This window comes from Cysteiniphilum sp. JM-1 (assembly GCF_008711525.1).
In the GTDB taxonomy this organism is placed as follows: Bacteria; Pseudomonadota; Gammaproteobacteria; order Francisellales; family Francisellaceae; genus Caedibacter.
The window spans coordinates 40,847-65,110 of sequence record NZ_VXKS01000004.1 but is presented as its reverse complement, the minus strand read 5'-3'; the positions used below and the strand labels follow the sequence as shown (position 1 = coordinate 65,110).

The 24,264-nt window shown below is 40.3% G+C and carries 28 protein-coding genes and 4 tRNA genes; 12 read left to right on the top strand and 20 right to left on the bottom strand.

Annotated elements, in window-relative coordinates; all coding sequences use genetic code 11:
• The first annotated feature begins 59 nt into the window (after nucleotides 1–59).
• From F3D68_RS02625 to F3D68_RS02615, 3 genes are all read left to right on the top strand, one after another.
• Nucleotides 60–260, top strand: coding sequence for a DUF378 domain-containing protein (locus F3D68_RS02625; RefSeq protein ID WP_117001456.1), 201 nt, complete (start codon nucleotides 60–62; stop codon nucleotides 258–260).
• A gap of 252 nt (nucleotides 261–512) precedes the next feature.
• Complete coding sequence (locus F3D68_RS02620; protein WP_191092671.1) at nucleotides 513–1,382, top strand: porin family protein; 870 nt, start codon at nucleotides 513–515, stop codon at nucleotides 1,380–1,382.
• Nucleotides 1,383–1,515: 133 nt separating this feature from the next.
• Complete coding sequence (locus F3D68_RS02615) at nucleotides 1,516–3,186, top strand: lytic polysaccharide monooxygenase (RefSeq protein WP_151192939.1); 1,671 nt, start codon at nucleotides 1,516–1,518, stop codon at nucleotides 3,184–3,186.
• A gap of 8 nt (nucleotides 3,187–3,194) precedes the next feature.
• Here F3D68_RS02615 and F3D68_RS02610 read toward each other — a convergent pair whose 3' ends face one another.
• Complete coding sequence (locus F3D68_RS02610) at nucleotides 3,195–3,533, bottom strand: P-II family nitrogen regulator (RefSeq protein WP_117001453.1); 339 nt, start codon at nucleotides 3,531–3,533, stop codon at nucleotides 3,195–3,197.
• Between the two features lie 78 nt (nucleotides 3,534–3,611).
• Here F3D68_RS02610 and F3D68_RS02605 point away from each other — a divergent pair, with 78 nt between their 5' ends.
• The 5 genes from F3D68_RS02605 (at nucleotide 3,612) to F3D68_RS02585 (ending at nucleotide 9,290) form a co-directional block, all read left to right on the top strand.
• On the top strand, nucleotides 3,612–3,866 hold the full coding sequence (locus tag F3D68_RS02605) for an accessory factor UbiK family protein (protein WP_151192938.1): 255 nt from the start codon (nucleotides 3,612–3,614) through the stop codon (nucleotides 3,864–3,866).
• A 9-nt stretch (nucleotides 3,867–3,875) separates the two neighbouring features.
• On the top strand, nucleotides 3,876–5,384 hold the full coding sequence (locus F3D68_RS02600; protein WP_151192937.1) for a YifB family Mg chelatase-like AAA ATPase: 1,509 nt from the start codon (nucleotides 3,876–3,878) through the stop codon (nucleotides 5,382–5,384).
• Between the two features lie 21 nt (nucleotides 5,385–5,405).
• Entirely contained in the window at nucleotides 5,406–6,320 is a 915-nt protein-coding gene (locus tag F3D68_RS02595) for a lysophospholipid acyltransferase family protein (RefSeq protein ID WP_151192936.1), read from the top strand.
• On the top strand, nucleotides 6,317–7,357 hold the full coding sequence (gene hemE, locus F3D68_RS02590; RefSeq protein WP_151192935.1) for a uroporphyrinogen decarboxylase: 1,041 nt from the start codon (nucleotides 6,317–6,319) through the stop codon (nucleotides 7,355–7,357). Before F3D68_RS02595 ends, hemE begins: the two co-directional genes overlap by 4 nt.
• Before the next feature lie 226 nt (nucleotides 7,358–7,583).
• A complete protein-coding gene (locus F3D68_RS02585) occupies nucleotides 7,584–9,290 on the top strand; it encodes an NAD-dependent malic enzyme (RefSeq protein ID WP_224728210.1) in 1,707 nt (568 codons plus the stop codon).
• A 194-nt stretch (nucleotides 9,291–9,484) separates the two neighbouring features.
• On the opposite strand, the gene F3D68_RS02580 is transcribed toward F3D68_RS02585, so the two are convergent.
• From F3D68_RS02580 to F3D68_RS02550, 7 genes are all read right to left on the bottom strand, one after another.
• A tRNA-Leu gene (locus tag F3D68_RS02580) sits at nucleotides 9,485–9,573 on the bottom strand.
• Nucleotides 9,574–9,585: 12 nt separating this feature from the next.
• Nucleotides 9,586–9,659 (bottom strand) — tRNA-Cys (locus tag F3D68_RS02575).
• Between the two features lie 3 nt (nucleotides 9,660–9,662).
• Nucleotides 9,663–9,737, bottom strand: a tRNA-Gly gene (locus F3D68_RS02570).
• Between the two features lie 100 nt (nucleotides 9,738–9,837).
• Complete coding sequence (gene hslU, locus F3D68_RS02565; protein ID WP_151192934.1) at nucleotides 9,838–11,187, bottom strand: ATP-dependent protease ATPase subunit HslU; 1,350 nt, start codon at nucleotides 11,185–11,187, stop codon at nucleotides 9,838–9,840.
• Between the two features lie 22 nt (nucleotides 11,188–11,209).
• Nucleotides 11,210–11,764 carry an ATP-dependent protease subunit HslV gene (hslV, locus tag F3D68_RS02560; protein WP_151192933.1) on the bottom strand — a complete coding sequence of 185 codons (555 nt, stop codon included), beginning with the start codon at nucleotides 11,762–11,764 and terminating at the stop codon, nucleotides 11,210–11,212.
• A 218-nt stretch (nucleotides 11,765–11,982) separates the two neighbouring features.
• Entirely contained in the window at nucleotides 11,983–12,339 is a 357-nt protein-coding gene (locus F3D68_RS02555) for a phosphomannose isomerase type II C-terminal cupin domain (RefSeq protein ID WP_151192932.1), read from the bottom strand.
• A gap of 43 nt (nucleotides 12,340–12,382) precedes the next feature.
• The gene (locus F3D68_RS02550) at nucleotides 12,383–13,309 is read right to left on the bottom strand and encodes an ROK family protein (RefSeq protein WP_151192931.1); all 927 of its coding nucleotides are present in this window, start codon (nucleotides 13,307–13,309) and stop codon (nucleotides 12,383–12,385) included.
• A gap of 386 nt (nucleotides 13,310–13,695) precedes the next feature.
• Here F3D68_RS02550 and F3D68_RS02545 point away from each other — a divergent pair, with 386 nt between their 5' ends.
• On the top strand, nucleotides 13,696–15,099 hold the full coding sequence (locus tag F3D68_RS02545) for a sugar porter family MFS transporter (RefSeq protein ID WP_151192930.1): 1,404 nt from the start codon (nucleotides 13,696–13,698) through the stop codon (nucleotides 15,097–15,099).
• A 7-nt stretch (nucleotides 15,100–15,106) separates the two neighbouring features.
• On the opposite strand, the gene crcB is transcribed toward F3D68_RS02545, so the two are convergent.
• The gene (gene crcB / locus F3D68_RS02540) at nucleotides 15,107–15,493 is read right to left on the bottom strand and encodes a fluoride efflux transporter CrcB (protein ID WP_117001442.1); all 387 of its coding nucleotides are present in this window, start codon (nucleotides 15,491–15,493) and stop codon (nucleotides 15,107–15,109) included.
• A gap of 268 nt (nucleotides 15,494–15,761) precedes the next feature.
• On the opposite strand from crcB, the gene F3D68_RS02535 reads away from it, so the two are divergent.
• Nucleotides 15,762–16,460 (top strand): response regulator, encoded by a 699-nt coding sequence (locus F3D68_RS02535; RefSeq protein ID WP_151192929.1) that lies wholly within the window; start codon nucleotides 15,762–15,764, stop codon nucleotides 16,458–16,460.
• A 2-nt stretch (nucleotides 16,461–16,462) separates the two neighbouring features.
• Nucleotides 16,463–17,476, top strand: a complete 1,014-nt coding sequence (gene phoR / locus F3D68_RS02530) for a phosphate regulon sensor histidine kinase PhoR (protein WP_224728216.1) — start codon at nucleotides 16,463–16,465, stop codon at nucleotides 17,474–17,476.
• Here the strand turns inward: phoR and panD are convergent.
• The 9 genes from panD to rplM form a co-directional block, all read right to left on the bottom strand.
• Nucleotides 17,473–17,850, bottom strand: coding sequence for an aspartate 1-decarboxylase (gene panD, locus F3D68_RS02525; RefSeq protein ID WP_151192927.1), 378 nt, complete (start codon nucleotides 17,848–17,850; stop codon nucleotides 17,473–17,475). The two genes, phoR and panD, sit on opposite strands and share 4 nt — an antisense overlap.
• Nucleotides 17,847–18,638 carry a pantoate--beta-alanine ligase gene (gene panC / locus F3D68_RS02520; protein WP_151192926.1) on the bottom strand — a complete coding sequence of 264 codons (792 nt, stop codon included), beginning with the start codon at nucleotides 18,636–18,638 and terminating at the stop codon, nucleotides 17,847–17,849. The genes panD and panC overlap by 4 nt, the downstream gene beginning before the upstream one ends.
• A gap of 198 nt (nucleotides 18,639–18,836) precedes the next feature.
• Nucleotides 18,837–19,661, bottom strand: a complete 825-nt coding sequence (panB, locus tag F3D68_RS02515) for a 3-methyl-2-oxobutanoate hydroxymethyltransferase (protein ID WP_151192925.1) — start codon at nucleotides 19,659–19,661, stop codon at nucleotides 18,837–18,839.
• Nucleotides 19,648–20,403: a Rossmann-like and DUF2520 domain-containing protein gene (locus F3D68_RS02510; RefSeq protein ID WP_151192924.1), complete on the bottom strand. Its 756-nt coding sequence runs from the start codon at nucleotides 20,401–20,403 to the stop codon at nucleotides 19,648–19,650. Before F3D68_RS02510 ends, panB begins: the two co-directional genes overlap by 14 nt.
• 155 nt (nucleotides 20,404–20,558) lie before the next feature.
• Complete coding sequence (locus F3D68_RS02505) at nucleotides 20,559–20,942, bottom strand: hypothetical protein (RefSeq protein ID WP_117001435.1); 384 nt, start codon at nucleotides 20,940–20,942, stop codon at nucleotides 20,559–20,561.
• A gap of 2 nt (nucleotides 20,943–20,944) precedes the next feature.
• Nucleotides 20,945–21,349, bottom strand: a complete 405-nt coding sequence (locus tag F3D68_RS02500; RefSeq protein WP_117001434.1) for a ClpXP protease specificity-enhancing factor SspB — start codon at nucleotides 21,347–21,349, stop codon at nucleotides 20,945–20,947.
• 11 nt (nucleotides 21,350–21,360) lie between these two features.
• Nucleotides 21,361–21,969, bottom strand: a complete 609-nt coding sequence (locus F3D68_RS02495) for a glutathione S-transferase N-terminal domain-containing protein (RefSeq protein WP_117001433.1) — start codon at nucleotides 21,967–21,969, stop codon at nucleotides 21,361–21,363.
• 163 nt (nucleotides 21,970–22,132) lie between these two features.
• Nucleotides 22,133–22,525, bottom strand: coding sequence for a 30S ribosomal protein S9 (gene rpsI / locus F3D68_RS02490; RefSeq protein WP_117001432.1), 393 nt, complete (start codon nucleotides 22,523–22,525; stop codon nucleotides 22,133–22,135).
• Between the two features lie 15 nt (nucleotides 22,526–22,540).
• A complete protein-coding gene (gene rplM, locus F3D68_RS02485) occupies nucleotides 22,541–22,969 on the bottom strand; it encodes a 50S ribosomal protein L13 (RefSeq protein WP_151192923.1) in 429 nt (142 codons plus the stop codon).
• Between the two features lie 260 nt (nucleotides 22,970–23,229).
• On the opposite strand from rplM, the gene F3D68_RS02480 reads away from it, so the two are divergent.
• Nucleotides 23,230–23,317: transfer RNA gene (locus F3D68_RS02480), tRNA-Ser, on the top strand.
• A gap of 359 nt (nucleotides 23,318–23,676) precedes the next feature.
• On the opposite strand, the gene rpmG is transcribed toward F3D68_RS02480, so the two are convergent.
• Together rpmG and rpmB are read right to left on the bottom strand one after the other, a co-directional pair.
• Nucleotides 23,677–23,832, bottom strand: a complete 156-nt coding sequence (rpmG, locus tag F3D68_RS02475; RefSeq protein ID WP_117001430.1) for a 50S ribosomal protein L33 — start codon at nucleotides 23,830–23,832, stop codon at nucleotides 23,677–23,679.
• Between the two features lie 29 nt (nucleotides 23,833–23,861).
• On the bottom strand, nucleotides 23,862–24,098 hold the full coding sequence (gene rpmB / locus F3D68_RS02470; RefSeq protein WP_117001429.1) for a 50S ribosomal protein L28: 237 nt from the start codon (nucleotides 24,096–24,098) through the stop codon (nucleotides 23,862–23,864).
• Nucleotides 24,099–24,264: the final 166 nt, after the last annotated feature.

Genomic DNA, 24,264 nt, shown 5'->3' with positions numbered 1-24,264 from the left:
GTTGTTTTCAAAACAAAAACCTGTTTGTTTTTTACTAATAAATGCCATAAGGAGATATTATGCGCTTTTTAAACACATTACTGATGTTGCTGACGATTATCGGCGGCTTTAACTGGTTTACTTCATCGGTTTTTAACTTCAATATTATTACCAGCGTTTTCCATAGTTCACCAACGTGGCAAAAAATCGCTTATGTGATTATCGGTCTTGCCTCGTTGTACTGCTTAAGCCTATTAAAACAAATTTATAAAACTAAATAATCTAGAAATTCTGCATAATCCGTTTGAGCTCATTATCTATTGTGTCCATACCCATCATAGATCATTTTGCAGTGTCTAGTTGCAAAATAGTTTGTGAAGATTTTGGCAAGTTGGATTGCAGGTAATAGCTAGGACTATTGTCAAAATTCAACTTGCCAAAAGCACGCAAAATACAAAGCAAAAAATTCTGTAAAATGGTTTGTGATGGGTATATACTCTAGAAAATTATGCGATATGGAAGCTATCTTAATTATGTGGAAAAAAAGCATTGTTACTTCATTATTAATGACTTCGTGCTTGGGCGCGGCGTTGGCTGATGATGTCTCTCTCCCTTCGACAAATTTTAATTTTGATGTTAAAACGGTCTCTTCAGATTCGACCTATAAACCGATGTTGGGCTTTGTCGATCAAGGGAAAACCTATATTAAATTTCCACCAACGGTGACAAGCAATAATATGCCATTGATTCTGGTGGATCAGTTGGGCGATGGCGATGCACCGATTATTTCATGGGATCAAGGCTATGTTGTCATTAATCAGCCATCAACGCATGTTAAGATCTATAACCCGCGTACGAAGAAGCTTATTTATGATTTGACTTTCCCTGATCAGTTTAACTATAGTAAAGTCGCGCCTTCACCAAGAATTTTGCCTTATGAATTTGCCGGATTCTTTATGGGTGCCACGGTTGGGATGTCCAATATTGGTGGCAAAGGTAACTCAGCTTCAGGTGGCTTAAAGCTCGGTTATGACTGGCATTTCACCAAAGGTTTCTTAGCTGGTTTTGAGTTTGGTTATAACTATGATGGTAAAGTTTCAAAAGACTCAGTGGATTATAAAAGCTGGGATATAAATGCGATGCTTAGAGCCAAATATCTATTCCAATCTGGATTTAATGTCACCGGCAAGGCAGGGGTTGCTTATGTTAAAAACAGCCAATCAACACCGGTTGGTCAAGCGACAAACAGTATCGGCAATAGCATTGCTCCGCGCATTGGTGCCGAGGTCGGTTATCTATTTACCAATGGTATCGGTTTAAATCTGGAATATGATCACCTTTTCTCAAACTCAAAAGTACTATCTGTCAATACTTTCCAAGTGGGGATTTCTTATATCTTCTAATGTTTTAACTCACGTAAACTGGATTTGTAAAATGCGAGAATAAATATCTCTTATAGTACTATTAACTCTTTCAATTTCACATGTTAGCGCGAATTTCATACACTACTGCAAAATTACTTTGTAGGAGTTATAGATGAAATTACGTGCTATTTTTTCAGTATCGAGTTTGGTGTTAAGTTCAGGTGCTGTTTTTGGGCACGGGGCATTATCTTTCCCTGATAGTAGACAATGGCTTTGCTCAGGTGGTGCGACACCTAATAATGGTGTGTGGTGGAATGGTCACAATGGTGCGGATGTATGTAGCGTTGATTTACATGGTGAAGGCATCAATCAGGTAATTACTGATTGGAGTGGGGTTGCTCAAGGTGCGGCAGCAGGTTGGTCAAATGATCCAGCATATCTCAATGATCCACGTAGCGCGCATATTGCTATTATGGGTGGCAAAGATGCGCCCATTTGTTCTGCAAATTTAGACAAATATCGTAGTCTAGAGAATGATCAGTGGACGATTGACCAAGGTGGTAATCGCTATCCTGTTAAGCTTGAAGCAGGTGAGAATCAATTTACTTATGCAGTAACCGCGCCACATAAGACTTATGGTAAGGGCTATATAGACATTTATATTACGCGTGATGATTGGCAAATTAATAAAGCGTTGACTTGGAATGATCTGGAAGAAAAGCCCATTTGTCATTATGTGCCGAATACGAATGAATCAGCTTTGCAATCACCAGGATTAGGTGGTTTTGAGAGTTTTTCATGCACGATTCCTGAGTCCAAAGCAGGTCAACATATTATTTATGCGGTGTGGCAGCGTGATGATAGTGCGGAAGCTTTTTATTCTTGTTCCGATGTTGTTGTTGGAAGTGATATTCCTACACCGCCTGAGGATGTTGCATGGCAAAAAGTAAATGGTTTTTCTGGCGAAAGTACTTTGCCTAGTCTAGATATTAAACCAGAAGATACGGTGACTGTTGACGTCTGTACAGTGGATGCGCATAGCCAGTGTTATACAGCTTCTTATCAACCTAAATCCGATAATGACGCAAAATTGTGGCAACAAAAGCTAGCACAGCAATTTAACCAAAGTCATGATCACAAAGATGTTCAAATTGGGGTACTTAGTCGTGACGGTAAAGAGATCGAAACTAATCTACCTTCAGGTTACAGTGTTTATCAGACAAAAACGTCGCCAGTAAATTATCAATGGCGTATCGAACATCATGCAGTAACGCCAGAACCAATTGAAAGTGTGTGGACGCCACTTGCAGGTAAAGAGGGTAGTGCCGTCTTTGGCGCTCAGTCAGAGAACAGTTATAAACAAAATGATCAGCTTAACTTCAGATTATGGCGTAGCGATGTCTTTGATTCTGGGCGTTTAGGTGGTTATGAAGAAGCAATCGAAGTGCCTATGGTGATTGATCATTTAGCGACATGGAAGTCACAATATATTGCTAAATTAAATGATGAATTACAGGCGTTTGGTGTTGTGATTGGTGTCTTGCAAGATGATGATACGGTTAAACCGGTTGAAGGTGGCATTAATATCGTTTATATCAATACGGAGATCGAGCAGAGTAATCATATTGAATACACTTGGCTTTTGGAGAATAAAGGACAGGTTTCACCTGAACCAACACCGGATTTGCCAGAATGGTCAAATGCTATTGGTAGCTACCGCATAGGCAGTAAAGTCATCAGAAATGGTGTAACTTACACCTGTACGGGGCATGAAGGATGGTGTAATCAAAATGCCTATGATCCAGCAGGGATATTTGGGCATGGCACGTGGACTAAAGACTAAGGATGATTTTAAACTGCCTCATTATCAGTTTCACCCGTGCGGATGCGAATGACTTCTTCAAGGTGGGTGATGGTGATTTTGCCGGCACCAATTTTATCGGCTTTATTGGTGTCAATAATCGCCTTGATAAAATCTTGTTGCTGCTCATCTTTGCAGATAACTTCCATTTTAATCTTAGGCAAAAAATCAACAGCATATTCAGCACCGCGATAAAGCTCAGTGTGACCAAGTTGACGCCCAAAGCCTTTGATTTCAGTGATAGTAATGCCAGTTGCACCAGTGCTTAGCAGAGCCTCGCGTGTGCGGTCAAGTAGATGCGGTTTGATGTAGGCGGTAATTAGCTTCATGCGCGAATTGATTTGTCAATTTGGCTGTCTATGCTACATTATGCACTATCTATTAGTAAAGCATTTAAGTGATTGAGCATGAAACTAAACAATAAAATAATCGATGATGTTGCCAGTAAGATTTCCAATGGTATTCCAAGTGGCTTCAAAACAATGGCGAGTGAATTTGAAAATAACTGTAAAAGTGTGTTAAAAGCAAGCTTTGAGAAGCTAGATCTCGTCACGCGTGAGGAGTTTGATATCCAAAAAGAAGTGTTAGCAAAAACACGTTTAAAGCTCGAGGCACTTGAGAAGAAAGTTGATGAGCTTATTGCTAAGCAAGGAAATAAGTAAGTAGCTGTTATGTCGCTAGCTACGGTCTTTAGTCGCGCGCAATTGGGGGTGAATGCACCACAAGTAACAGTAGAAGTGCATTTATCGCATGGATTGCCGAGCTTGTCGATCGTAGGATTACCTGAAGCAGCTGTTAAAGAAAGTAAAGATCGCGTTAGAAGTGCGATTATTAATTCAGGGTTTCAATTCCCAAGTAAACGCATCACCATTAATCTCGCTCCTGCTGATTTGCCCAAAGAAGGTGGGCGTTATGACTTGCCGATTGCTATTGGTATTTTAATTGCATCTCAACAAGTTATCGCACCCGATATTGAGGATTACGAATTTGCTGCTGAGCTATCCCTAAGTGGCAAATTAAGACCGGTAAAGGGTATTTTGCCGTTTGCCATTCAAAGTCTAAAGCATCAACGTAATCTCATCATTGCGGTGAAAAATGAAAGTGAAGTTGCCTTATTGCCAGATCTTCATGCTTATGCAGCTAAGAGTTTGATGGATGTTGTTTTGCACTTATCAAAAACACAATTTATCAAAGAGGCACAACAAGCTGAAGGTGTGATGCCAAATAATGCATTTGAATTAGATTTAAGCGATGTCAAAGGTCAGTTTCAAGCTAAGCGTGCATTAGAGATTGCCGCAGCAGGAGGGCATAATCTCTTGTTTGTCGGCCCCCCTGGTACAGGTAAAACGATGCTTGCATCGCGCTTTAATACAATTTTACCTAAACTTTCGATGGATGAAGCTTTAGCAACGGCAATGGTTGCATCTATTAAAGGTGCACGGGATGTTGCAGAGCATTTCTATCAGCGCCCATTTCGCGCCCCTCACCATACATCATCCGCGGTCTCTCTTGTTGGTGGTGGATCAAACCCAAAACCAGGAGAGATTTCTTTAGCGCATAATGGTGTGTTATTTTTAGATGAGTTGCCAGAGTTTGATCGCAAAGTATTAGAGGTTTTACGTGAGCCACTTGAGTCTGGCAAGATTGTGATCTCAAGGGCAAGTGCACAGGTGGAATATCCGGCTAAATTTCAATTAATTGCGGCAATGAACCCTTGTCCTTGTGGGTTTTTAGGCTCACAGCGCAAAGCGTGTAAAGACACGGATATGCAAATAAAGCGTTATCAACAAAAGCTCTCAGGTCCCTTATTAGATCGCATTGATCTGCAAGTTGAGGTACTTGAGGTTGAGCATGATGATTTGATTTCTGGCGCGCAAGGCGAGTCAAGTCATGATGTCAAAGCACGTGTGATTAACGCACGAGATCTACAAATCAAGCGCCAAGGGAAAATTAATGCCGAACTTCAGGGCAAGGAAATTGATCAATTTTGCATTTTAGGGGATAATGAGCGGCTATTGTTGGCAGATGCTATTGAAAAGCTCGGTTTATCGGCAAGAGCGTATCACCGAGTGGTTAAAATTGCGCGGACGATTGCTGATTTGGCAGCACAAGAGATGATTGCAAAGCATCATATTCAAGAGGCATTAAGCTATCGTAAATTTGAACGCTTTCAGCAATAAAATAAAAAACGGTAAAATGCGATGAAGAAAATAGGTGCTCAAGCCCTTATATTAATATTGTTTCTGTGGGGGAAGTTAAGTTTTAAAACAGCGCAGCGCATTGGTGCGATGATTGGGGTATTGCTTTATTATTGTAAAAGCGATATGCGTCGCATAGCACGTATCAATATTGATAAATGTTTTCCTGAGTTAAGTGACTATCATAAACGTAAACTGGTTAAGAAAACTTTGCAACAAACCTGCATGACAGGGGCTGAAATGCCGGGAATCTTATTCAAAAATCCGCAAAAACTATTGAAACAAATTCAAGTGGTGCATGGCGGGGATGTTTCACAGCGCTTGTATGAAGAAGGGCGTGGTGTCATGGTGGTCGCACCTCATTTAGGAAGTTATGAAATTGCTTCGATGTATTATTCAAGTAAATATCCTTCGGCGATGTTATACACACCACCTAAGATAAAAACGCTGGATAAGCTTATTCTGCGTGCGCGCTCACGCTTATGCGAAAACATGTCACCTGCCAATCAAAAAGGGGTGAAAATGCTATTTAAAGCCATAGCAAGAAAGGAAGTGATTGCGATGCTAACCGATCAAGTGCCGGTTGATGCGGGCGGTAATTATATTGATTTCTTTGGCAATCCTGCCAAGACGATGAATTTTGCTGGGAAATTATATGAGCGCTACAAGCCTGCGGTTGTGTTAAGCTATGCCGTTAGAAATGCTGATGGCAAAGGCTTGACATTGTTTAATGAGGACTTGGAGCCTTTGATTAAGCGCTATCAAGCAATTGATGGCATTGAAGATCCAGTAGCTTACGCTTTTACCAAGCGGTTTGAAGAAATTATTCGCCAATATCCAGAGCAATATCAGTGGACATACAAGCGATTTAAATATCACCCTGACGGGATCGATTATTATAAAAAGGATAAGAAATGAGAACATTGTTTTTAGATGCCTTACAAGGCAGGCCGGTGACACAAACGCCACTATGGATCATGCGCCAGGCTGGACGCTATTTGCCAGAGTATCGCCAGACACGCGCCAAGTTTAGTGATTTTATGCAGATGTGCCGTCACGCTCAAGCTTGCTGTGAAGTGGCTTTGCAACCTTTAGATCGCTATGATTTAGATGCATCCATTGTTTTTTCAGATATTTTAACCATTCCAGAAGCTATGGGGATGGATCTTAAATTTGTCAGTGGTAAGGGTCCAATTTTTTCCGCGCCATTGACAACTTTAAGAGACGTTGAGCGCTTAGATACTCAAGGTGCTATTGATAAATTGCATTATGTGTTTAATGCGGTTTCAACCACTAAAAAGGCGATTAAAGATCGCGTGCCATTAATTGGGTTTACTGGTAGTCCTTGGACATTAGCGGCTTACATGGTTGAAGGACAGGGCTCAAAACAGTTTACGCAATTGCGTAAGATGCTTTATAGCGCGCCAGAGCTTTTGCATAAATTATTGTCTGATCTAAGTATTGTGATTATTGATTATCTGGATGAACAGATCAAAGCAGGCGCTGATGCTGTGATGATCTTTGATACGTGGGGTGGTATGTTGGCAGAAAGCAATTATGCAGCCTTTTCACTAAACTATATGCAAACGATCACAACTGAGCTTAAAAAACGTCATCCGCATGTGCCGGTGACACTTTTCACCAAGGGCGGTGGGTTGTGGTTAGATCAGCTGATTAAAACCGACTGTGATGGTATTGGCATTGATTGGAGTATTGATGTAGCGCGTGCAAGACAAACCGTTGGCAATAAATTTGCGTTGCAAGGCAATTTAGATCCTGCAGCCCTCTATGGTGGTGATCAAAGTATTATCGACTCGGTAAAAAGCATTGTTACAAGTCAAGCGCCATATAGTCGCTTTGTCTTTAATCTAGGTCATGGTGTATATCCGGATATTTCACCGGATAAAGTTAAGGTCATGGTTGATGCCGTGCGTGAGTTTGGTGCTAAAGACTAAATGAATTAGAGATTAGAAATTTAAGTTAGTAAAGATAGGCTATGACCATATTCCTGCTCCCTTTGATTGTGTAAGCGTCGGCTGAGCGTAAGTCGAAGCCTTCATGAAGTGTGATTTGCCTAAGCTTACCCACTTCGACTGATGCTCAGAGTACGGTCAGTACTTGTGGATGAATATTTAGTTTTAGCCGAAAGGTATAAATATAAAAAATAATGATAGAAGCATAATGATGAAAAAAATAAAAAGATTTGAATTTAAACGCAACCCTGAAAGCAATGAAATGTGGGTTGAAACTGGTTTGCATGGTAAGAGTTTATTAACACTTGCATCTCTTAATAAAGGTACGGCCTTTAGCGAGCGTGAGCGTGAAGAATTTGGCTTGCTGGGTAAATTGCCTTTCCAGATCGAATCTTTAGAAGAGCAAAAAACGCGTGCCTATCAGCAGTATAAATCTTTTAGAAGCAACATTGGGCGCTATAGTTTTTTAAAGAACTTGCATAATATCAATGAGACATTGTTTTATCGTTTAGTGCGCGATAATCTCAATGAAATGCTGCCGATTATCTATACGCCAACAGTTGGTGAGGCAGTGATGCGCTATAGCGAGCAATTTCTATCACCTCGAGGGCTTTATATTGCTTATCCAGATCGCTATAAAATGCGTGAGATATTACGTAATCGCACTAACTCAGATGTTGATATTCTTGTGGTTAGTGATGCGGAAGGTGTGTTAGGAATTGGTGACCAAGGTGTTGGTGGTATTGAGATACCAGTTGCTAAGCTTATGGTGTATACACTATGTGCGGGCATTAATCCTGGGCGCTATTTGCCGGTATTCCTAGATGCTGGAACTAATAATAAAAAGCTTTTAGAAGATCCCTTGTATCTTGGCTGGCGTCATGAGCGTGTGCGTGGTGAGCAATATGATGAAATGGTGCAGTTATTTATTGAAGCGGTTAAAGAAGAAATGCCTGAGACATTCCTGCATTGGGAAGACTTTGGACGTGATAATGCGCGTAAAAATTTATTAAAGTATCAAAGTGAAATCTGCAGTTTTAACGATGATATGCAGGGAACTGCTGCAGTTGCGCTAGCGGGCTTGATCTCAGCATCAAAACGCTCAGGCTTGAAGTTTAATCGCCAGAAATTTGTGATCTTTGGTGCGGGAACGGCAGGACTGGGTATTGCTGATGAGATTGTTGCAGCCCTTGTGCATTCAGGTTTGACAAAAGAAGAAGCTTATCAGCACTTCTGGTGTATTGATAAAGATGGTCTATTGATCGATGATCAGGATATGATGGATTTTCAACGCCCTTATGCTTGTACACGTGAGTCGGTTAAAGGGTGGAGTGCGGATGAGCAAGGACGCATTGCACTTGCTGAAGTGGTCAAGCAAGCGAAACCAACAACTTTGATTGGCTGCTCAGGTGTTGCTAATGCTTTCACGGATGATGTTATTTTATCTATGGCTGAGAATAATGATCGGCCGATTATCTTTACCCTATCCAATCCAACGAGTCGTTGTGAGCGTGTGCCGCAGGATATCATTCGCTTGACGGAAGGGCGCGCGCTGATTGCTACAGGTAGCCCATTTGATGATGTTGGTTATAAAGGTAAAGTTTATCGTATTGCGCAATCAAATAATGCCTTGGTCTTCCCAGGTATTGGTTTAGGTATCGTTGCGATCGCTGCGAAGCGCTTTACAGATAATATGTTATGGGCGGCATGTAAGGCGCTAGCAAATTATTCAACCCAAGATGATGCGTTATTACCAAAACTAAGTGAGGCATACAGCGTCAGTCGTCAGGTGGCATTTGCTGTTGCACGTCAGGCAATTGAGGATGGTGTCGCTCAAGATGTTGACGATATTTGGCGTAAGATAGATCAAGTGATTTGGGAGCCAAAGTATTATCCGTATTATTTTAAGTCGTAGTTTCTTAAGGACTTTTTTGGATCACTATCTATCGCAAAAGAGGTTGCGATAGATAGTGATATAGAGTTAACAATGATTGTTACAATCTCAATTTGTCCCGATAAATATAAATGAATTATTGTCTCGATGAGATCATGCTCTAAATGTATATAACAAGATGTTGATTTTTAATATTTTGCATTGGGAAAATTTGATGGTGCCCGGGGCCGGAGTCGAACCGGCACGAGAGTTAAGTCTCGAGGGATTTTAAGTCCCTTGTGTCTACCAATTTCACCACCCGGGCAAAGACTTGTTCTGGAGGCTGAGACCGGAATCGAACCGGTGTCCAAGGCTTTGCAGGCCTCTGCATAACCACTTTGCTACCCAGCCAACTGGAGCGGGAAACGAGGTTCGAACTCGCGACCCCAACCTTGGCAAGGTTGTGCTCTACCACTGAGCTATTCCCGCAGAACAGGATCAGATTATAAGGGCTAAACCCCTAATGTCAATTGTATTTTTTGAGTTTTCATACGTTTATTGACGAATTTTTCTGAAGTGTACAAATGCGCTACAGAATGTACTGACTTAAGTCACGATCCTTGACCAAATTCCCCAGTTTTTCATTGACGTAATCACTGCTGACGCTAAAGGTTTTTTCAGTGCGATCAGAAGCATCAAAAGAAACTTCTTCCAATAAGCGTTCAAGTACCGTGTGCAGGCGTCGTGCGCCGATGTTTTCAACTTCCTCATTAACGCGGAATGAAATCTCAGCAATACGTCTAATGGCCTCTTCTTCAAAGACGATCTCGACACCTTCGGTGCCTAATAGAGCAACATACTGTTTAATCAATGAATAATCAGGCTCTGTGAGAATACGTACAAAGTCTTCAACTTCAAGTGATCTTAGCTCAACACGGATCGGCAAGCGTCCTTGTAACTCAGGAATTAAATCTGATGGCTTGGCAACATGGAAAGCGCCTGAGGCGATAAATAACACGTGATCTGTTTTGATCATGCCATATTTGGTGCTGACGGTTGAACCTTCGACTAATGGCAATAAATCACGCTGGACACCTTCGCGTGAGACATCTCCACCGCGTTGGTCGGACTTTTTACAAACCTTGTCAATTTCATCAATAAATACAATACCATTTTGCTCAACAGCTTCGATGGCTTTAAGCTTAATATCATCTTCATTAACTAGCTTGCCTGCTTCTTCATCTTGTAGTAATTTTAAGGCGTCTTTAACCTTGATTTTACGACGCTTCTTACGTTCATCACCCATCGATGAGAATAAGCTTTGCAATTGATTTGTCATGTCCTCCATGCCTGGAGGTCCCATGATATTCATCTGCGGTGCTGCCATGGCGATATCAATCTCAATTTCTTTATCGTTAAGCTCGCCTGCGGCAAGTTTTTTTCTGAAAAGTTGGCGTGTTGTATTTTCAGTTTTTTGCTCGACTTCAACGGGTTCATTAGCAAAGCCCACTTTGCTCTCACGCGCTGCAGGCAATAAGGCATCTAGTATCCGTTCTTTTGCGAGCTCTTCAGCACGAACGGCGACTTTGGTTTTCTCTTGCTCACGATACATCTTGATTGAGATGTCTGCTAAATCGCGAATGATAGAGTCGACATCTTTACCAACATAACCTACTTCGGTAAACTTTGTCGCTTCAATTTTGATAAATGGCGCATTGGCAAGCTTTGCTAAGCGTCGTGCGATCTCTGTTTTACCAACGCCAGTTGGTCCAATCATTAAAATATTTTTAGGTGTTACTTCTTGGCGCATACCATCTTCAAGCTGCATTCTACGCCAGCGGTTTCTAAGCGCTATGGCAACTGCTTTTTTTGCATCTTTTTGACCGATAATAAAGCGGTCTAATTCACTGACAATTTCTTTAGGTGTCATTTGTGACATAATTTCTATCCCCTTGTGTCAATTATACGGCTGCTTTGTTAGCAAGCTTTTCAATGGTTAAGTTATGATTGGTGTAAATGCAGATATCTGCGGCAATATTGAGACTTTTCTTAACGATATCATAGGCTGAAAGCTCTGTATTATCGACCAAGGCATGTGCCGCAGCTTTTGCAAAAGCCGAACCTGAACCAATTGATAAAATGCCTTTTTCATCCGCTGCCATGACATCACCAACACCTGAGATAAGAAGGGATTTGTTTTCATCAGCAACAATAATCATCGCTTCAAGCTTGCTCATCATGCGATCTAGGCGCCATTCACGCACCATCTCAACGGAGGCGCGTTCAAGGTTTCCTTGGTAAAAATCAAGCTTTTGCTCAAACTTTTCAAACAAGGTAAAAGCATCGGCTGTTGATCCAGCAAACCCTGTTAATACTTTACCGTTACTTAATTTGCGTACTTTGATGATATTATCTTTTGCAACCGTATTGCCTAGTGTTGCTTGACCGTCGCCACCAATGACAACTTCATCGCCACGACGTACACATAAAATCGTAGTACCTTTCATTTCTAACATAGTTTCCCCGCTTAAATGATTGGGTTTATAAAATCATGATCGCTATAGATTGCGCTTAAGAAAAAAATTACAAGTTTTTATTTAAAAAGATTTAACTGTATTTGAGAGGTTGGGCATTTGTATTTGGTTTTACTGTAGGGGTGTATGGCATGCAGCCTAAAAAATATACTTTTATCTTAGCTGATTAAAGGTTTTGGCTTGGTATCAACTGGCACTAATTAACGGTTATAAATATCTTCCAATCTAACAATATCATCTTCGCCAAGGTAATTGCCGATCTGTACTTCAACGATTTCACATGGCGAATCCGTTGTGTTTTCCATGCGGTGGATTTCCTCTTTCTCAATATAAACATGATCATTGGCGTGATACATTTTTTTGCTCTCACCAATGGTGAAAGTTGGCGAACCTTTAACAACTACCCAATGCTCGGCGCGTTTGAAATGTTTTTGCAAAGATAATTGCCCGCCAGGATTAACAGTAATTACTTTTACCTGATAACCGGTTGCTAATTCAATCGTGCGATATGTTCCCCAAGGGCGTTCATATACTTTACCTACTTCATTTATATCCATGTTTAGTGCCTTAACAATTAATTTATTTTGTATGTGTTTGTGATTATTCGACCTCAAGTGGGTTTTTTGCTAGCGTGGCGCCTGCGGCGGTACTAGCTAAAGCCAAAGCACCCATAATACCAGCATTATCTGCTAAAGCCGGCGGCACAATAATCGATGGGATACTATCACAATAGTCTTGATTCAGATAGCCATTGATTTTTGCTTTTACTTTAGTATGAATCTTCTCAAATAAGTGCGTCTGTTTCATAACCCCACCTCCTAAGATAATGCGCTTAGGGACAAAACACATCATATAGTTTACAAGTGCATATGATAGATATTCAGCTTCTAGCTCCCAAGCAATGTGATTATCAGCAAGATCTAGTGCTGAATCAACCTGCCAACGCGCTTTCAAAGCAGGACCTGAGGCTAGACCCTCTAAGCAACGCTCGTGATATGGACAAATGCCTGTGAAATCATCCTGTGTTAAATCAACAGGTATATAAATGTGCCCCATCTCAGGATGAGCACTGCCGTGCACTAACTGATTATTGACGATAGCACCGCCGCCAACGCCTGTGCCTACGGTTAGATAAATCAAATCACTGATCCCTTTGCCAGCACCCCAGCGATGCTCGCCTAGTGCCGCGGCATTGACATCCGTATCAAATGCAACAGGTATTTGTAATGCATCTTCTAATGTTTTAACAATATTATAATCGCGCCATGGTAGTTTGGGCGTGTGGGTGATATGACCATATGTTTTGGAATTGATATCAGGGTCAATAGGACCAAAAGACCCACAGCCAATTGCCTTAAGGGGGTAATTGTGCATGTGCTCACGGAAAAAACCAATAACTTCGGGCATAGTGACTTCAGGTGTACTTGTTTTAATGCGAATGCGTTGTAGAATTTTTCCGTCATCAGTGCCGATTGCACAGACAAACTTAGTGCCTCCAGCTTCAATAGCGCCTAAAAAATTATGCATAATTCGGTTACCTTATTCTTTTTTATTTTGTATTTGCAGAAATTTGTTCATGGCAAATATATCGCATTTTAAGTGCAGTTAACAAGCAAATAGCAGCCAAATGACAGGATAAATAACTTGAAGATGAAAAGCGTAAAGTGATCATTGTGATTATTAGCTTAAGCAATATGATTGATTTTTTGACAAAAAAGCGTATGACTTTTCTATGGTTGACTTTGTATGGATACGGTCATTTGAAACTTGGCAAAAGTGACGCCCAATTATTTTAAGCAATAAATAAGTAATTTATTGACAAGGTATGCAATTATTGCTGCAATACTGCGTTAACATATTTTTATCATTTATTATTTATCTCAACAAATGTTAAAAAAAACGGGGAGAATCCAATGACAGCTAATGTCAATGCAAAAAAAGAGTATCAAAAACTGGTCTATATGATCTGCTTAATCGGTGCATTAGGCGGTTTACTATTTGGTTTAGACCAAGGCTTTATTGCCAACTCATTATCAACGATTGACCATGTCTATGGCTTGACCACACAGCAAGGCGAGCATTATTCGGCTGTTTTGGCGTGGGGTGGTATTCTGGGTGCTTTGCTTAGTGGGTTATTTGCGCGCTCTCTAGGGCGCAAGAAAGTACTTGTGCTAGCAGGGTTTCTATTCACTGCTTTTTCATTAATCTCGGCTTTTTTGCCGCCATTGTTCGTGCTTACAGCGTGCCGCTTTGGTTTAGGATTCGCGGTCGGTATCGCTTCATTTACTGTGCCACTATATTTATCTGAAACTGCGCCAAAAGCTATTCGCGGTGGTATGGCGACATTGTTTCAGCTAATGATTACCATTGGTATATTCTTGATTGCGATCACAAATGTTTTTATTGCCAAGGCATTAGGACATGTTGAAATTTCACTATCTTTGATGTTTGGCGTGATTGTCGTGTTTGCATTTGTCATGTTTTTAGGGAGTGTATTCCTGCCAGAAAGTCCGCGTTGGTTGCTGTTAAAAGGCAAAGAAGCGCAAGCTATTTCAGTGCTAAAGCGTGTGCGTGCATCACAGAAGGAAATTGATGACGAGGTTAATGAAATCAAAGAAAGCATTTCAGTCAACAAAGGTGTTGGCTTTAATATGCTTTCTAAAGGTTTCTTCTGGAAAGTATTGATTGTTGGTGTGGTATTGCAGATGTTCCAACAGCTCGTTGGTATTAACATGATGATTTACTACGCGCCAACGATTTTTGGTTATGCAGGTATGACGGGAATCATAGCGCTTTTAGCTATTCCAACGGTTAATATGCTTTTTACTTTTCCAGCAATTAAATGGATTGAAAAGTGGGGTCGCAAGAAACTGCTGTATGTTGGTGCTGTGGTGATGATGGTGTCAATGTTTGCAGCAGGCTTCGCTTTCCTATCAATGGCAGGCAATGCGTCACCTAGTGGGTTATCAAAAACTGTTTTATTATTGTCAGCAGTTGTCTATATTTTTGGTTTTGCCTGCTCTTGGGGGCCTGTTGCTTGGGTGATTTGTGCAGAAATCTTCCCATTAAAGGGACGTGAAATTGGCATGACCGTAACGACAATGGTTAACTGGACATTTGCAGGCGTTGTGATGGCAAATGCATTAAGCTTTATGAAGTTTTATGGTAATGCCTCGATATTCTTTGTGTTTGGTGGCTTTTGTATCTTGGCAATGATCTTCTTGAAGTTCTTCGTGCCTGAGACAAAAGGTGTCAGCCTTGAGCATATTGAAAAGAATTTAGAAAACGGTGTTCCGCTTAAAAATCTTGGTGAATAAATAGATCCTAATATTTCTCAACTAAATAAAAGCCGACAAAAACGGCAATCATCGAAATAAGAACGCTAAGCATAATGTAAATAATTGCCTTTGACCATTCACCTTTTTGTAGGAGCGTTAAGGCATCTAGACTAAAACTTGAGAAGGTTGTAAATCCACCTAAGAAGCCGGTGATTAATAAGGCTCTAAAGTGTGGTGTGAGAAAATGCTCAAGCAAGCGCTCTTTCTGAAAAAATGCTGCCAATGCACCAATCAACAGACATCCTAAAATGTTGACAATCAAAATGCCATGAGGGAAAGATTTACCAAACACTTTGTAAATAAACTCAGATAAGCCAAAGCGACTGATAGAACCTAAGCCACCACCTAAACCAACTAATAATAATGTTAACATCGTTGTAATTCTCCTTTAAGTTTGTATTACATAGACGTCATCAATCTTAAAGGATGGTTTAAGTGTTTGATCGATATAATCATTTGTACACTTGGGAAGAACGTCATTTCCTTGGCGGCAAACTATAACACAATAAATAGCGAAATCAATATGCGTCAAAATGCTATCTGGTGCACTTGCTCAATATGGCTTACCGTGATACTACTAGAATCTTTAGCGTAGATAAGTTAGCATTTTATGGTGAATCTAAGTAAGGTTTGATGATCATATGGCAAAAATACTAATTGTGGATGATGAGCCACCTATACGGCAGTTATTGCAACTGACATTAACTCGCCAACAATATGAGGTGGTAATGGCTGAAAATGGCATGCAAGCATTGAAATTACTAATGAGTGATTCAAGTATTGATCTGATTTTATTGGATTGGATGTTGCCAGATACCAGTGGCATCAAACTATTAACGCAAATCAGGCAAACGAAACCACTTGAGAGTTTGCCAGTAATTATGCTGACAGCCAAAGCCGAGGAAGGTGATGTGTTAAGAGGATTTGGCATGGGGGTTGATGATTATGTCACCAAGCCATTCTCGCCTAAAGAGCTTGTTATGCGTATTCAGGCTTTGTTGAAGCGGACAAAAGGGGGGAATGACGATAAGTCAAAACTTACTTTTCGAGAGCTTAATGCTGATTTAGAAAGTCATTCACTGGTATTTAAGGGTGAAGTCATTAAATGTGGGCGACTTGAATTTAAGTTAATCACCTATTTAATGAAACATGCTGGTAAAACATTGTCGCGTGCGCGCATTCTAGATCATGTTTGGAATGCCGACAAAGAGATTACCGAGCGCACGGTTGATGTGCATATTGCTCGCATTAGGAAGCTCTTAGCGCCTTTTCATTATGATATTTATTTGCGTGCGATTCGTGGCGAAGGTTATCAACTAATTAATCAAGAGTTGGTGTGAAAATGGTAGATGAGCATAATAAAATTGGCTTGCTGTGGGCAAAGACCTTCGCGCAAGGTATTACTGATGCCGTTGTCATCATTGATCAAGAAGGAATAATGCAATGGTTTAATCAACCGGCTAAAAACTTTTTTCAACTATCAAGCGCGCAATTGACGCAAAATATTACTGAAGTTTTTGAATTTCCTGCTTTATTGACTTACTTGCGACAAAAAAACATGAGCACCTTTGAGTTGCCGTTACCCAAAACACCGGATCAGATATTGTCTGTGGTACTTATTCCCTATGATCAGCATTTCTTGCTTATTACGCAAGATGCCGGTTTTCGTCATCATATTGAGCGTATGCGTCAAGATTTTGTTGCCAATGTATCACATGAAATGCGTACACCGTTGACGGTTATTCGTGGTTATTTGGAATTGATGCAGCCAGATGTTGCTGAGCATTTAAGTGAATGGTTACCTTATTTCGAGCAAATGCAGCAACAAATGATGCGTATTGAGTGGCTTATTGAGGATTTGTTGCTGTTGTCTAAGGTTCAAAGTCATCAGGTGCAAAAAGGTGAACTAGAAACTCTGCATGTGGCACCCATGCTCATTGAAATTATCGAGTCAGCAAAAACATTAGGTACGGATAAGCATGAGTTTGTTATAGATATTGATGAAGGATTGGCGCTTCAAGGCAATGAAAAAGAGATCAATAGCTGCTTTAGTAATTTGATTATCAATGCGGTGCGTTATTCGCCAAATGGCGGAAGAATCACGATTGCTTGGTATCAGGATAAACATGGCAAGCACTTTTATGTCAAAGATGAAGGCTTAGGTATTGAGCAAAAGCATATCCCGCGTCTAACTGAGCGTTTTTACCGCGTTGACAAAGGTCGCTCACCCGAAACAGGCGGCGCTGGTCTTGGGTTGGCAATTGTCAAACACGTGCTTATTCGTCATAAAGCCTCATTAAGCATTCAAAGTGACCTTGGTAAGGGTAGTATGTTTCGTTGTGATTTCCCTAATTAATGATTAATGGAGGAATCCAAATAGCGCTTAATTTCAATCACGTCATTTTGCTTATCAACAAAGACAAGATGAGGATTGTGATCTGTTAACTCATGCGCCTCATATTCAGCATAAGATGCAATAATGACGGTGTCACCCGTCGCGACATGGCGTGCTGCGGCACCATTTAAGCAAATTTCACCTTTATCACCCAAGATGACATAGGTGGCAAAGCGCGCACCATTATTGCAGTTATAGATTTCAACGCGCTCAAAAGGAATGAGATTTGCCTCTTTACAAAGCGCGTGATCAATGCTGATTGAGCCGTAATAATTAAGGTTTGCTTCTGTGACGGTTGCCATATGGATTTTAGACTTTAATAGTGTGCGTTTCATGCATTTTCCTTAGTAAGTTTGGTGATTTCAGTAAGTGGGAAATTATCAATTAGGCGAACATCGTCAATAATTACTGCTGCAAAGCGTCGATTATCAATATCCTCTAGATAATCAATTGTGATATGGTTAGCGATGAGTGCATTTTTCACTTGCTCAATATCATGAGTTTGACGAATCATTTGGGCAAAATAGCCTGCCTTTTTGCGAGCGCTCTCATCTAGGCGTAAATTTCTTGAGCTAAAAGCGAGTTCATCTTCTTCACGAATAATTGGGCAGCTAACGATGTTGGTTGGGATAAAAAATGCGTCAGCCATGCCTTTGATTAGCTGAAATTGTTGGTAATCTTTTTCGCCAAAGTAGGCATTATTCGCTCGGGCAATATTTAACAGCTTCATAACAATGGTCAGCATCCCCTCAAAATGTCCAGGGCGTGAAGCACCACAGAGTGTTTGGCTTAAACTTTTCTCATTGATCTGATAGTTATAATTATCAGGGTAGAGCATCTCTTTGTGTGGCGATAGTAGAAAATCAACGCCTTCCATCGTCAGTAAATCAACATCTTGTTGCCATGTGTTTGGGTAATTGTCAAAGTCGCCTTGATTATTAAATTGGGTCGGATTGACAAAAATTGTTACCAATGTGTAGTCATTGTCTTGTTGGCTTTGCTTGATTAAGCTCAAATGGCCTTTATGCAGTGCGCCCATGGTCATTACAACACCTAGGGTTTTATCCGTTGCGATTTGTTGGCGTGTTGTTTGCCAAGAGGCGATATCATTAAAAATCTTCATTGAGTTTCCTTAAGTTACTGGCGTTACGGTCTTTTTCTATTTCAACACCCCGCCTCGTAAACTCGGCACCCCTCTTGCAAAGAGGGGAATAAAAAATAACCATTGCCTAATTCCCCTCTTTTCAAGAGGGGTGGCAGCCGTAGGCTGACGGGGTGTTTATAAAGTCATAGTTTTTCTAAAGTTCGGAACTTCAGTAAGTTATGCAATTTTAATATCGTAACTTTCTTGCTTATTAGGATAGTCACCGCTTTGTACCGCATGATGATAAGCGTCAAATGCTGCTTTGATATCGTTAAAGCCGTTGAGGAAGTGACGCACAAATTTTGGTTGGAGATGACTGTTTAAACCAAGCATATCCTGAAGAACAAGCACCTGCCCATCGGCATCGTTACCTGCTCCAATACCGATCACTGGAATGCTAAGCATTTGGCTGATTTCCTTGGCAAGCTCACTAGGTACACATTCCATGACTAGACTAAAGCAGCCGATTTCTTGAAGTTGCAGCGCTTGTTCTTTTAAATTCTTAGCAGCTTCTTGATCTTTGCCTTGCACTTTATAACCTAAGCTATGTACTGATTGCGGTGTTAATCCAATATGTCCCATCACGGGGATGCCGGATTCAATAATATGCGCAATAACTTCTTGATGACCATTAACACCTTCAATCTTAATGGCATTGGCGCCACATTTGATTAATCTGTCAGCACAGCGTATGGCATGCGCTATGCCTTGGCGTTGTGCAAGAAATGGCATATCAGCAATGATGAATTTATCAGGCGCACCTTTAACAACGGCTTGTGTCATAAAGCACATCATATCAATTGTCGCATGGGTTGTGTCGGGGTACCCTAATTGCGTCATAACGCCACTATCACCCACAAGTAACATGTCAATGGCAGTTTCATTCATGATTTGCGCGAAAGTGAAATCATAACAAGTCAGCATCGATAACTTTTGTTGCTTGAGCTTTTTGCTTTGCAGATTATTAATGCTCGGCTTGTTAATTAAGTTATGCGTACTCATGTTCTTCTCCCGTTTTATTATCCAAATTTGTTTGATAAACCTCGACAAATGCTTGGTAAATTTTGACAAAACTATCCTCTTCAAGTGCATCTAAGTTGTGCTTAATTGTCTGTAAATCTTGGCGCTTTAAAGGACCTGTTAGAGCAGTGTTATAATTGTGATCAATGTTTAGTAGTGTTTGCTTAAGATAGGGTTTAAGATCGTTTAATGATGCATCAAATGTCGTTGTCATTTCATCAAAAAACTTTTGCCATAAGAGTGTGGTAAAGTTATTTGCCATCACACAAAGCGCGTGATAATAGGCTTTCTTTGCTTGAGGGATTTGAATAAAGGGATTGGTTAATTGTGGGAAAATAGTGCTAAATATTGTCGCATTATCCTCGCCTACAAAGAACAGGTTTTGGTAAAAATCAAGGTCTTGTAACTCTGGTGAGAATGTCATCAATGGATGATATGACAGGGCATGTTGGCTAACTAAAGCACCTGAAAAATGCACGCATAACTTATTATTTAATCGGGGGTGCTCATCCAAAAATGCGTCTATCGCATTGTCACTAATTGCTAGAAGAATAATGTCACTTTGATTTAATGTATCTTCAGGAGACTCCGGTTGCTGGCGGTGCCATAGAGTATGCGGGATATTTTTGAGCTTAAAATAAAATTGTATATGTCGCGCAAGTCGACCATTGCCAATAATGCCATAGCTAGGATTGGCGCCTAATGAATGAGATACCTGTCGCATTGGATCAAGTTCCTTGTTGTGTATGTTTACTAGGTTGTATCAGTTTAAGTTGCTGCTGTGTTGTTGTATTTTCTCAATAAAGAGTAAAATCGCACGTTTACAACTTGGGTGTTATTCTAGGATAACATCATGCTTGAAGCAATGGAGCTAGTAAGTTAACTAGGTTTTTTCCAACGAAATGGGTCGTTATAATCTTTTTCCAGTTGATCGATATTTTTTTGCAAACGATCAAGACAAAATTGCATGCTTTCTGGGCGTGATAAGTTGCGATTTGCGAGTCCACGGATCGTAATGCCCGCTTTTTCAATCGCCGACATATTAAGCCCTTCAAGTAGAGAGTCTTCGATTTCTTTATTTAATAAGCCGCTGCGTTGTAGGTTGGCGCTGGCAACGAGTTTTTCAGTGACTGAGGTTAGAGCAAATAAACGTTGTTCACGTTGCATTAGGATGATTTTAAACTGTTTGCGTAAGCGGAATATTGTATAAAAGCAGATAATACTGCCAATGCCAAGTCCGATAAGAAAGCTATAATCTAACATGGCTAAACCAAATGCAGCCCGCCACTGCCTTTTTGTGCGCTATTTTTTGAAGGGTTAACGTCATTATCATCACCCTCATTAACATCAATGCCATAACCAAACTCACGAGCATAAAGACCTTGCGCGGTTTCACCGGCGTAAAGCTCAAGTACTGCTTCAACAGGGATTTGCAGTGACATCACTTCGCCATCAAATGTGGCGTCAAAACGAATAAACTGATCATCACAGTCAAAGCGTTCAATTGCTTCAGGCGCGATATTAAGTAGCATCTTACCGTCTTCATCGATATGGCTTTCGGGTAAGATCACACCTTCATATTCGGTATCAACAAGTAAATAGGGTGTTAAATCATGATCGATCATCCAGTCATAGGTTGCTTCAACTAAGTAAGCGCGTAACATTGCCATGGTGGTATTCCTTATTGAGTTCTAATGCTTTTTCTAAATGAATTACGTGCAAATAAACGTTTCGCATATTTGATGAGCGGCATTGCTTTTTCAGGCAAGCGGATATCTAACTTAGGTAAGTTATATAGGATCACGGCAAGTGAGCAATCCGCAATGGTGAAGTCATCACCAAGTAAGTACGATTGTCTGCTAAGTGTCGGAATCAATGAAAAAAGTGCCTTAAGTAGCGCAATCTTATTCGCTTGTCTAATGTCTTCATTATCAGCGTTTAATGCATTGACAAGATAAGGCATCCATTCACTGTCAATTTTCTTGCATAACATACGCGCTTGAGCACGCTCAAGTGGGAAAACAGACAATAAAGGAGGGTAGGGAAAACGCTCTTCAAGATACTCAAATATGATATTCGGCTCATATACAATTAGATCCTTTGTCATTAATGTCGGCACGCCGCCATAAGGGTTAAGCTCATAAAGCTCTTCTAATTTATCTTCAGCAACAACATCAATAATATCTGCACTAATGTCTTTTTCCGCAAGAATCATTTTAATGCGATGACAAAAAGGGTCATTACCGTTGGTGTATAAAGTCATTGATGATCGTTTGTTTTGAGCAGACATTTATCCCAATTTTCCTTATTCAATATTAGCTTCAACATTATATACTACTGATCAGCCATTTTGCATCATAGAAGTCGTAGTAATAACAAAAAAGCCCCGCTGAAGCTTCAGTTGGGCTTTTAATAAAATAAAATGTATAAAAAGTAGAAGGTAAACGTGTTGATTAACGCTTAGAGAATTGACGTTTTCTACGTGCTTTTCTAAAGCCAACTTTCTTACGTTCAACTTTACGTGGGTCACGTGTGATAAATCCAGCATGACGTAGTTCAGGTTTTAAGCTCTCATCAAAGTCAACTAAAGCGCGAGCAATACCTAAACGGATTGCGCCAGATTGACCTGTTTCACCACCGCCATGAACGTTGATTTTGAAGTCAAAGCTTTCTAGGTTGTTCGTTAAATCAAGTGGCTGACGTACAACCATGCTTGCAGTCTTGCGACCGAAGTAATCATCTAGTGGCAAACCGTTAACAATAATGCTGCCAGTGCCTTTTTTCATAAATACACGAGCAACTGAGCTCTTGCGACGACCAGTACCGTAATTGTATGCTTGAGTCATTTTCCTATCCTATTCTTATATTTCTAAAACAAGTGGTTGTTGCGCTGTATGCGGATGAGATTCACCTGCATAAACTTTTAACTTTTTGTACATCGCACGACCTAAAGGATTTTTAGGAAGCATGCCTTTAACAGCAGATTCGATCGCACGCTCTGGGTGTTGCGCGATTAGTTTCTCGAAAGAAACAGATTTAAGACCACCGATATAACCCGTGTGGTGGTAGTAAATTTTATCTTTTTGCTTGTTACCAGTTACGGCAACTTTTCCAGCGTTGATTACAACAATATAGTCACCTGTGTCTACGTGAGGTGTGTATTCAGCTTTATGCTTACCACGAAGACGTCTTGCAATTTCAGTTGCAAGGCGACCTAAAGTTTTACCATTTGCATCGATCAAAAGCCATTCTCTTTTGACTTCATCACTCTTAGCGCTAAACGTTTTCATCTTTGTTACCTTAATATTTATTATTAACTACTCAGTTTTGCTAATTTCTGTGTGGGTTGTTACCAATCCCTAAAAATTTAAGCGTGGCGATTCTATCATAGTGATGGATTAAAAAGAAGTGCTAAGTTTGTGTTTTAGCTGTTTTTGGTGTCTTGGTGATTGAGAAATAGGCGTTCAAATGTTTTAAGTTAAATTTTTCCTAAAAAAACAAAAACACCTCTTTCTATTTGCAAAAATGCCGTTATAATTAGCCATCGTTCGGAGAGATGGCTGAGCGGTCGAAAGCGGCGGTCTTGAAAACCGTTGACTGTAACAGGTCCGGGGGTTCGAATCCCTCTCTCTCCGCCACAAATTTCTTTTATTTTTCCAAGTTTTAAATATCCTGTGCTAGAAACATATTGATTGAAAGTATTTTCGCGCTGGATAATTGCTTAAACAATCATAGATATTCAAGTTAAGTTCCAATGTGATGTTTTGCTGCCATTATCCAACCTGACAAGAATTAAACATCACCTGTTAGGTTCTGATAAAAGGCACTTTATTGGTGGCTTTGTTCTAGAAGCAGGGATGTTTGTTATTGTATATAGAGTTAATATGCAAGCATGAACTATCTGAGTCGCATCTGAAAATATACACTGCAAAACTGGAAGTTTTCGACATTATTGAATTTAGGAATATTAAAAATGCCCGAGCTGGGCAAAGAGAAATTATTTGATTTTGGCTTCTTTATAAAGAACGTGTTGACGAACAACTGGATCAAACTTTTTGATTTCCATCTTGTTTGGCATAGTGCGCTTGTTTTTAGTCGTTGTATAAAAATGACCAGTGCCAGCGCTTGAAACTAATTTGATTTTATCACGCATATTAAATTACTCCTGAAGTATCTGGTGAATTAGAATTTTACGTTACGTGCACGTAAATCAGCTAACACAGAATCGATACCTTTTTTATCGATAATGCGCATACCTTTTGAGCTCACGCGTAAGCGAACATAGCGGTTCTCACTCTCAACCCAAAAACGGTGTGAGTGCAAGTTAGGTAAAAAACGACGCTTAGTTTTGTTCTGCGCGTGTGATACGTTGTTGCCAGTCATTGGGCGCTTGCCTGTAACCATACAAACTCTAGACATGTTATCCTCCAGTCAATTGCTGTAAATTAAATAGTTATAATTATTAAATTCTCAAGGGGCAACTTTATAGCAAAAAAATGACGCAAAGGCAATCAGAATTTATAACATACTTTCAATAAGCTGCCAGATCATGACAATTCGACGCGCATTCTATCATTGTCATTAG

Excerpts from the sequence above, each read along its gene's own strand:
- panD (WP_151192927.1), bottom strand. The coding sequence starts at position 17,850 with ATGAAACGCACACTATTAAAGTCTAAAATCCATATGGCAACCGTCACA.
- F3D68_RS02510 (WP_151192924.1), bottom strand. The coding sequence starts at position 20,403 with ATGCGACAGGTATCTCATTCATTAGGCGCCAATCCTAGCTATGGCATT.
- F3D68_RS02615 (WP_151192939.1), top strand. The coding sequence starts at position 1,516 with ATGAAATTACGTGCTATTTTTTCAGTATCGAGTTTGGTGTTAAGTTCA.
- F3D68_RS02505 (WP_117001435.1), bottom strand. The coding sequence starts at position 20,942 with ATGTTAGATTATAGCTTTCTTATCGGACTTGGCATTGGCAGTATTATC.
- rpsI (WP_117001432.1), bottom strand. The coding sequence starts at position 22,525 with ATGACTCAAGCATACAATTACGGTACTGGTCGTCGCAAGAGCTCAGTT.
- panB (WP_151192925.1), bottom strand. The coding sequence starts at position 19,661 with ATGAGTACGCATAACTTAATTAACAAGCCGAGCATTAATAATCTGCAA.
- F3D68_RS02620 (WP_191092671.1), top strand. The coding sequence starts at position 513 with ATGTGGAAAAAAAGCATTGTTACTTCATTATTAATGACTTCGTGCTTG.
- F3D68_RS02625 (WP_117001456.1), top strand. The coding sequence starts at position 60 with ATGCGCTTTTTAAACACATTACTGATGTTGCTGACGATTATCGGCGGC.
- F3D68_RS02555 (WP_151192932.1), bottom strand. The coding sequence starts at position 12,339 with ATGGATATAAATGAAGTAGGTAAAGTATATGAACGCCCTTGGGGAACA.
- F3D68_RS02545 (WP_151192930.1), top strand. The coding sequence starts at position 13,696 with ATGACAGCTAATGTCAATGCAAAAAAAGAGTATCAAAAACTGGTCTAT.
- F3D68_RS02600 (WP_151192937.1), top strand. The coding sequence starts at position 3,876 with ATGTCGCTAGCTACGGTCTTTAGTCGCGCGCAATTGGGGGTGAATGCA.
- hemE (WP_151192935.1), top strand. The coding sequence starts at position 6,317 with ATGAGAACATTGTTTTTAGATGCCTTACAAGGCAGGCCGGTGACACAA.
- F3D68_RS02585 (WP_224728210.1), top strand. The coding sequence starts at position 7,584 with ATGATGAAAAAAATAAAAAGATTTGAATTTAAACGCAACCCTGAAAGC.
- phoR (WP_224728216.1), top strand. The coding sequence starts at position 16,463 with ATGGTAGATGAGCATAATAAAATTGGCTTGCTGTGGGCAAAGACCTTC.
- F3D68_RS02610 (WP_117001453.1), bottom strand. The coding sequence starts at position 3,533 with ATGAAGCTAATTACCGCCTACATCAAACCGCATCTACTTGACCGCACA.
- F3D68_RS02605 (WP_151192938.1), top strand. The coding sequence starts at position 3,612 with ATGAAACTAAACAATAAAATAATCGATGATGTTGCCAGTAAGATTTCC.
- rplM (WP_151192923.1), bottom strand. The coding sequence starts at position 22,969 with ATGAAAACGTTTAGCGCTAAGAGTGATGAAGTCAAAAGAGAATGGCTT.
- F3D68_RS02500 (WP_117001434.1), bottom strand. The coding sequence starts at position 21,349 with ATGGCAATGTTACGCGCTTACTTAGTTGAAGCAACCTATGACTGGATG.
- hslV (WP_151192933.1), bottom strand. The coding sequence starts at position 11,764 with ATGTTAGAAATGAAAGGTACTACGATTTTATGTGTACGTCGTGGCGAT.
- F3D68_RS02495 (WP_117001433.1), bottom strand. The coding sequence starts at position 21,969 with ATGTCTGCTCAAAACAAACGATCATCAATGACTTTATACACCAACGGT.
- crcB (WP_117001442.1), bottom strand. The coding sequence starts at position 15,493 with ATGTTAACATTATTATTAGTTGGTTTAGGTGGTGGCTTAGGTTCTATC.
- hslU (WP_151192934.1), bottom strand. The coding sequence starts at position 11,187 with ATGTCACAAATGACACCTAAAGAAATTGTCAGTGAATTAGACCGCTTT.
- panC (WP_151192926.1), bottom strand. The coding sequence starts at position 18,638 with ATGAAGATTTTTAATGATATCGCCTCTTGGCAAACAACACGCCAACAA.
- rpmG (WP_117001430.1), bottom strand. The coding sequence starts at position 23,832 with ATGCGTGATAAAATCAAATTAGTTTCAAGCGCTGGCACTGGTCATTTT.
- F3D68_RS02535 (WP_151192929.1), top strand. The coding sequence starts at position 15,762 with ATGGCAAAAATACTAATTGTGGATGATGAGCCACCTATACGGCAGTTA.
- F3D68_RS02595 (WP_151192936.1), top strand. The coding sequence starts at position 5,406 with ATGAAGAAAATAGGTGCTCAAGCCCTTATATTAATATTGTTTCTGTGG.
- rpmB (WP_117001429.1), bottom strand. The coding sequence starts at position 24,098 with ATGTCTAGAGTTTGTATGGTTACAGGCAAGCGCCCAATGACTGGCAAC.
- F3D68_RS02550 (WP_151192931.1), bottom strand. The coding sequence starts at position 13,309 with ATGCATAATTTTTTAGGCGCTATTGAAGCTGGAGGCACTAAGTTTGTC.